Raw genomic sequence first — 6587 nt, 5'->3', positions numbered from 1 at the left:
TCGCCCGGCAGACGCGGGCGACGCGTCCGCGACCTGGGCCCGGATGCGGCGAGACGGGCACCGGTCCGTCGCCGGCGGCTGTCCCCGCTGCAACGTGCCGTGGCCGTGCCCCGCCGCCTCGGGCGCACGGGAACACGGCATGAAGGGGGACCAGTGACGGAGCAGGCGCAGGGCCGGGTCGACTCCCGCGCCCCGGCCGATCCCAGCGAACGGGTGTGCGGGCATTGCCGCACCTGCGGCCAGTACGGCCTCGGCATCTATGACGGGCAGTACGGCGCGACCCTCTATGACTGGATCACCGAGCACGTCGGGTGCCGCGGCAAAGGGGCCGTCCGGTGACCGGCGGCACGGCGGCCGGGCTCGTCTGGATCACCGCCGCTCTCGACCAGGTCCACGCGGCCCGGGATGACCTGCTCCGGCTGCTCGATGGCAGTGGCGCCCGAGGTCTGAAGACGATCCACGTGGACGACTCGCCGCCGTGGGCGCGTACGACACGGGAAGCGCTGGTCCACGCTCGGGACACCGGCGCGCTGCGGCAGTGCGGGCACCTCTCGGGCGTGCAGCCGTGCGTGGTGCTGGCCGAGGCCACCGCGATGCTGCTCTGCTGGGGGTGCTACCTGGCGGCACAGGCCACCCGGGTGTGCCACGACTGCGGGGCTCCGGCCGGGTCAAAATCGCTGTTCGGAGGTGTGGAGGACCGGATCGGCTCGGTGGCGACCATGCACTCCAGGGTCCGGTGCCCGCCCTGCGCCCGTCGCATCGATCCGGCCCGTCCCGGCGGGACGTTCGGGGCCGCAGGGTGAGCGCCGCCGGCGGGACGCCCGTTGAGGGCCCGGATGAGTGGGGGCTGTGCAGCGGCTGCTGGACGTGGGTCAGGGGTCCGGTCCTTCGGGACATCACGGCGTACACCTCCGAGGTGAAGCACTGCCAGCCGGACGTCGTGACCGACCCGTCTAGCCGGAACGTCGCCATGCCGGTGCCGAAGAGCGCCACGATGGTGGCTCCGACCAGGAGGAGGACACCGTGACCGACCGCATCCCGCCGGACGCCCAGGGCCGGTGGCGCGGCCAGCGAGGCCGAGGTACGCGCGGCCCGAACCGGGTGCCCCGGCACCCCACCATGCCGCTGCCGGACGAGGTGCCGGCGGCCGAGGAGATGGAGGACGAGATGCCCCAGAAGGAGCCGAGCGGCAGCGGGAACAACGGGATCGGCGGGCCGCCCCCGCCCCCGCCCGCGCCGCGCAACCCCCCGCCGCCGAACGGCAACCCCAACCCGCCGGCTGACCCGCCGAAGTAGCGCGCCGCCCCGGCCGACCTCAGGGCCGGCCGGGGCTTACTCGTCCCAGAACAGCCGCCAGACCGGCAGCCCGAGGCCGTGGGCGATTCGCACCAGGTGATCGTGCGGCAGCCCAGCCTCGCCCAGCTCGATCTTCGACACCGTTTTGCGGTGCAGCCCAGAGCGGAGCAACCCCCGCGAGCGCGGGGCAGACCCCGACTGGGACATGGGGCTTCGGCCGAAGGCGGAGCAACCCCCGCGAGCGCGGGGCCGACGAGCAGCGAAAGCGACCCGCCCATCTCACTGTGGAGCAACCCCCGCGAGCGCGGGGCCGACGCAGCCAGAGCCTTGAGAACCAGGGCCGCATCAGAGCAACCCCCGCGAGCGCGGGGCCGATTGTTCGGGTCAGCGGGCGGTGAGGGCGCGGACGGAGCAACCCCCGCGAGCGCGGGGCCGACTGGCCGCTCGACGGCCTCCCGGAGCAGCTGGCGGAGCAACCCCCGCGAGCGCGGGGCCGACCGAACCTGGCCGTCCTGCTCGCCGACCGCTCCGGAGCAACCCCCGCGAGCGCGGGGCCGACCGTGGGACGGCGGCATCAAGGACCACGCCGCGAGAGCAACCCCCGCGAGCGCGGGGCCGACCGCCCGGCCCGGCAGTCGGCGAACAGCTTCTCCGAGCAACCCCCGCGAGCGCGGGGCCGACTGACTGGTGATCCACTGTGTGACCTGGGAGAAGGAGCAACCCCCGCGAGCGCGGGGCCGACGACGTCTGCCAGAGGTACTGGCCGTTCGCATCCGAGCAACCCCCGCCAGCGCGGGGCCGACGGGTCATACGCTGCTACTTGTTGCATCTGCTATGAGCAACCCCCGCCAGCGCGGGGCCGACCCGACGGGCTGACTCCCTTATCCGGCGCGCGAGGAGCAACCCCTGCCAGCGCGGGGCCGACCCGGTGCGGCGGTAGCGGGCGTCGGCAATCGCGGAGCAACCCCCGCCAGCGCGGGGCCGACGTCTCGAACTTGTCCTTGCCCGGGTCGTGCATGGAGCAACCCCCGCCAGCGCGGGGCCGACAACCGCAGCATCGCCGCCGACGCGAAGAAGTCGGAGCAACCCCCGCCAGCGCGGGGCCGACGCAAGACCGGCAGCCTCAGCGCCCGGTTCCACCGAGCAACCCCCGCCAGCGCGGGGCCGACCTGTTCCCTCGTGGGGAGGTCGGGGTGCAGGGGGAGCAACCCCCGCCAGCGCGGGGCCGACGCGGTGTGGTCGTAGCTGGCTCCGGTGGCGGCAGAGCAACCCCCGCCAGCGCGGGGCCGACACTTCCTGACCTGCGGTGATCTGCGTCAACTGGCGCCGGTTGATTCAGTTCGATTCGGTTGGCTTCCCAGAGCAGACCTCATGCGTCGATCGTTGTCTCTTTGTGGATCCAGGGTGGATTGTCAGTGCCTCGATCCATGCTCCGAAGCGTACTCGGACATGGAGCGTCGAGGCATGGTCGATGACCGCTGGCAGCGGTACCCGGCAGCAGCACCGCTCTCGGCGCACTCGACGCGGGCATCCCCCAACTCATGCTGCCCGAGGGCTCCGACCGCTTCATCACCGCGGCCGCCGTCCACCAGCGCGGCGCAGGCCTCAGCGCGACCGCCGAGGAGATCACCCCGGCCCTGCTCCACCGCCTCCTCACCGACGACACCCTGACCCGCGCCGCCCGCGAGGTCGGCACCGAAATCGCGGCGATGCCCAGCCCGACCACCGTGGCGAAGCACCTCACCACCCTCGCCCACCCCACCACCTGAGCCCCCCGCCCCCGGCGCCGGCCGCCGTCCGCACGGACCCCCCTCCGTCCGGACGCCGCCCATCGCCGACCGATCCGGGGCCCACCGCCCGTCACCGGACGGTCCGTCAGGCCCGCCCCAGGCGCAGCGGCAGGTGGTTCAGCTCCCAGCCGGTCGGGCGGCCGCCGGGGATCAGGGAGTCGGCGTCCGCCGCGAGCGACAGCCCGGGGTAGCGGTCGAGGAGCCTCCCGAAGGCGATGGCCGCTTCCAACCTGGCCAGCGCCGCGCCCAGGCAGAAGTGGATGCCGTACCCGAACGCGAGGTGGTGGTCGGCCTGGGCGGCCCGCGTCCGGGTCAGGTCGAGCCGCTCGGCGTGGTCGTGGTGCCGCAGGTCGAGGTTGGCCGCGTCGAGGTGGGGGTGGACGGCCTGGCCCCTGCGGATGTGTGCGCCCCGCAAGACGAGGTCGCGGTCGGCGTACCGCAGGCGTGCGGAGGGCACCGGGCCGCACCAGCGGAGCAGTTCCTCGACGGCGTGCGGCAGCAGCGCGCGGTCCCGGCGCAGCAGGGCGAGCTGGTCGGGGTGGGTGAGCAGGGCCAGGGTGCCGTTGGCGATCAGGTGGGCGGTGGTCTCGTGGCCGGCCAGGACGAGGATGAGGGTCATGCTGACCATCTCGTCCTCGCTCATCGCCGCGTCGGCCGGGCCGCCGTCCGCGCTGTCGTCCGCGCTGTCGTCACGCGCCTGGAGCATCCCGCTGATGAGGTCGCTTCCGGGTTCCGCGCGGCGGCGGTCGATCAGCTCCCGGACGTGCCGGACCAGGGCGGGTGTCGTCTCCCGCACCCGTTCGGTTTGGCCGGCCGTCAGGTACCGGCTCCAGTCGGACCAGAGGTACCGGTCGGGTTCCGGGACCCCGACCAGTTCGCAGATCACGGCGACCGGCAGCGGGTAGGCGAAGTGCTCGACTAGGTCGACGACGCCGAACTCGTCACGGTGGTCGGGTAGTTCGTCCAGCAGCCGGTCGGTGATCAGCTCGATCGACGGGGCGAGGAGCTGGATGCGGCGGGCGGTGAACTCGCGGGACACCAGCCGGCGCAGGCGGGTGTGGCGCGGGGGGTCCAGATCGACGATGGCGTTGAGGAAGTAGTGGTGGGTCTCCGGAGGCAGCCCGAGCGCGGTCAGGCTGGCGACGCGCGGGTCGGGGGAGCCCTCGGCGGTCGGCGCGGAGGTGGCGCTGGTCAGGCGGGGGTCGGTGAGGACATCGCGTACCTCGGCGAAGCCGGACACCACCCAGCCCATGGTCCCGTCGGGCAGCCGACCCTCGCGGACCGGACATCCGTCGGCGTGCTCGGCGGGTCCGGGGCCGGGTGCGGGTGCGGGCGCGGGTGCTGCTACGGGTGCCGGCGGTGCCGCCACCTGGTCGTTCGGCATCGTGCGTCGTCCCTTTCCGGTGCGGCCCGGTGCCTCGGGCACCGGTCGGAGCTCTCTGAGGCGGTCGGGCATCTCTGGGGCGGAGGGCTCCCGGGAGACGAAGGACCCCGGGGCCCGGGCCCGCCGACCCTTCACAGGTGGAGCGGGAGGCGGGTGAGGCGGCGGCCCACGCCCGGCACGTGGACGCGTTCCAGCCGGTCCGGGGCGACGGCCAGCCGGAGGCCGGGGAACCGGGCGGTCAGCGCACCGAGCAGGACCTGCGTCTCCAGACGGACGAGGGCGGCGCCGAGGCAGTAGTGGGCGCCGTGGCCGAGGGCGACGTGGTCGTCCTGCGCGTCCTGGTAGCGCGTGATGTCGAGCCGGTCGGCGTCAGGGTGGTACCGGTGGTCGCGGTTGGCGCCGAGCAGGGAGAGGGCGACGGCCTCGCCGGCCCGGATACGGGTGCCGTGCAGGTCGATGTCCTGAGCGGCGAAGCGCGGCCGGGTCGCCGGGACGGAGCCGCCCCAGCGCAGCAGCTCCGTCACGGCTGAGGGGAGCAGGGCGGGGTCGTCGCGCAGCAGGTCCAGCTGGTCGGGGTGGGCGAGCAGGGCGGCGAGGCCGTTGGCGAGGAAGTAGGCGGTGTTCTCGTAGCCGACGTTGGTCACCAGCATCGTCATCGTGACGATGTCCCGCTCCGGGAGGGGAGGTTCGCCGTCCGGAGCGGGCCCGACCATCGCGCTGATGAGGTCGTCGCCGGGGGTGCGCCGACGCTCCTCGATCAGCGCGAGCACGTGGTCCACGAGGGCGGGCGCGGAGTCACGGACGAGGTCGGTGTCCAGGCCGTTGAGGTCGTCCGCCCAGCGGCGCCACAGCGGGCGGTCCTGTTCGGGAATGCCCACCATCTCGCAGATCACCGTGATCGAGAGGGGGAAGGCGACCTCCTCGATGAAGTCCACGCTGCCGTCGGCGGCTGCCCGTCCCGGCAGCCCGCTCAGAAGCCGGTCGGTGATCTGCTCCACCCGGGGCCGCAACGCGTGGATGCGGCGCGCGGTGAAGTGCGGCGCGACCGCCTTGCGCAGCCGGGTGTGGTCGGGCGCGTCAAGGTCCAGCAGGGCGCGCAGCAGGTACTGGTTCATCCGCTCGGGCAGGCCGAGCCACCGGATCTGCGCCATCCGGGGGTCCTCACCGGTGAACCCCGGCACGGAGAGCGGGGACTGCACCAGCCGCGGGTCCCCGAGCCCGGCCCGGACGTCGTCGAACCGGGTGATCATCCACGCCGGCAGCCCGCCGGGCAGGGTGATCCGCACGACGGGGGCCTGCTCCCGCAGCTCACCGAGCACGTCCTCGGGCAGCTCCGGGCACTGCGGATCGAAGACCAACGGGCAGGAGGAGAGCCCGCGCTGGCCGGGCGCGTCGGAGTCACCGTCGGAAACCTCGCGCGGATTCGCCGGGCTGGTGGTCATGACGCCCCCCCACTCTGTGAACGCACTGCTCATGCCCCTTGCAACTCCGACCCGCCGGAATCGGTCACGGCCTCGTCCCCCGCAGGTGTGACACCAGGGCACCGACCTGGCGGGGCCGGCCGAAGCCCGCCGCGCAGTCCGGGCGAAGTCCCCCCACCGCCACGACGGACCGCGGCCGCCGGCCGCAACGCACCTACGCCACCACCGACCTCAGCGCGACCGCCGAGCAGATCACCCCGGCCCTGCCCCGCCGCCTCTTCATGACGACGCCCTGACCCGCGCCACCCGCGAGCTCAGCACCGAAGCCGCGGCGATGCCCAGCCCGACCGCCGTGGCAGACCACCTCGCCACCCTCGCCCACCCCACCACCTGAGCCACCCCGCCCCACCGGCCACGCCCACCCGCACGGCGCCGAGCGCCGTCCGCACGGAACCTCTCCGCACGGAACCTCTCCGCGCGGAACCTCTCCGCGCGGCCGCTGCCCGGCGTCAACAGGCGCTCTCACCTGGCAGCTTCAGAGAGGCTGCCCCGCGATCCCCAAGCCCGCGGGGGCTCCTCCTTCAGAGGGCCTGTCAGGCAAGGGAGCAATCCCCGCGAGCGCGGGGCCGACGCCGGCGGCGTCGTGGCCGCCGAAGCTCCTGGCGAGCAACCCCCGCGAGCGCGGGGCCGACGTTG

General features: G+C 74.0%; 6 protein-coding genes and 1 CRISPR repeat array. Of the genes, 4 read left to right on the top strand and 2 right to left on the bottom strand.

The features are described 5' to 3' along the window. Window positions 1-153: 153 nt before the first annotated feature. The 4 genes from ACFU6K_RS27615 to ACFU6K_RS27600 all read left to right on the top strand — a co-directional run bounded on the left by ACFU6K_RS27615 (window position 154) and on the right by ACFU6K_RS27600 (window position 3065). Entirely contained in the window at window positions 154-339 is a 186-nt protein-coding gene (locus tag ACFU6K_RS27615; protein ID WP_380667438.1) for a hypothetical protein, read from the top strand. After that, entirely contained in the window at window positions 336-803 is a 468-nt protein-coding gene (locus tag ACFU6K_RS27610; protein WP_380667436.1) for a hypothetical protein, read from the top strand. Before ACFU6K_RS27615 ends, ACFU6K_RS27610 begins: the two co-directional genes overlap by 4 nt. A 220-nt stretch (window positions 804-1023) precedes the next feature. After that, window positions 1024-1296: a hypothetical protein gene (locus ACFU6K_RS27605; RefSeq protein ID WP_380667434.1), complete on the top strand. Its 273-nt coding sequence runs from the start codon at window positions 1024-1026 to the stop codon at window positions 1294-1296. Between the two features lie 165 nt (window positions 1297-1461). After that, window positions 1462-2587: direct repeats of the CRISPR family, unit length 28 nt; unit sequence GAGCAACCCCCGCGAGCGCGGGGCCGAC. A gap of 187 nt (window positions 2588-2774) precedes the next feature. Beyond that, entirely contained in the window at window positions 2775-3065 is a 291-nt protein-coding gene (locus tag ACFU6K_RS27600; protein ID WP_380667440.1) for a nucleotide disphospho-sugar-binding domain-containing protein, read from the top strand. A gap of 106 nt (window positions 3066-3171) precedes the next feature. Here ACFU6K_RS27600 and ACFU6K_RS27595 read toward each other — a convergent pair whose 3' ends face one another. Together ACFU6K_RS27595 and ACFU6K_RS27590 are read right to left on the bottom strand one after the other, a co-directional pair. Then, entirely contained in the window at window positions 3172-4470 is a 1299-nt protein-coding gene (locus ACFU6K_RS27595; RefSeq protein ID WP_380667432.1) for a cytochrome P450, read from the bottom strand. A 131-nt stretch (window positions 4471-4601) separates the two neighbouring features. After that, window positions 4602-5912, bottom strand: a complete 1311-nt coding sequence (locus ACFU6K_RS27590; protein WP_380667430.1) for a cytochrome P450 — start codon at window positions 5910-5912, stop codon at window positions 4602-4604. Window positions 5913-6587 lie beyond the last annotated feature (675 nt).

Source organism: Kitasatospora sp. NPDC057512 (assembly GCF_042802135.1).
GTDB lineage: Bacteria > Actinomycetota > Actinomycetes > Streptomycetales > Streptomycetaceae > Kitasatospora.
Note: the sequence above shows the minus strand (reverse complement) of the source record. Positions and strands in the feature narration are given on the sequence as shown.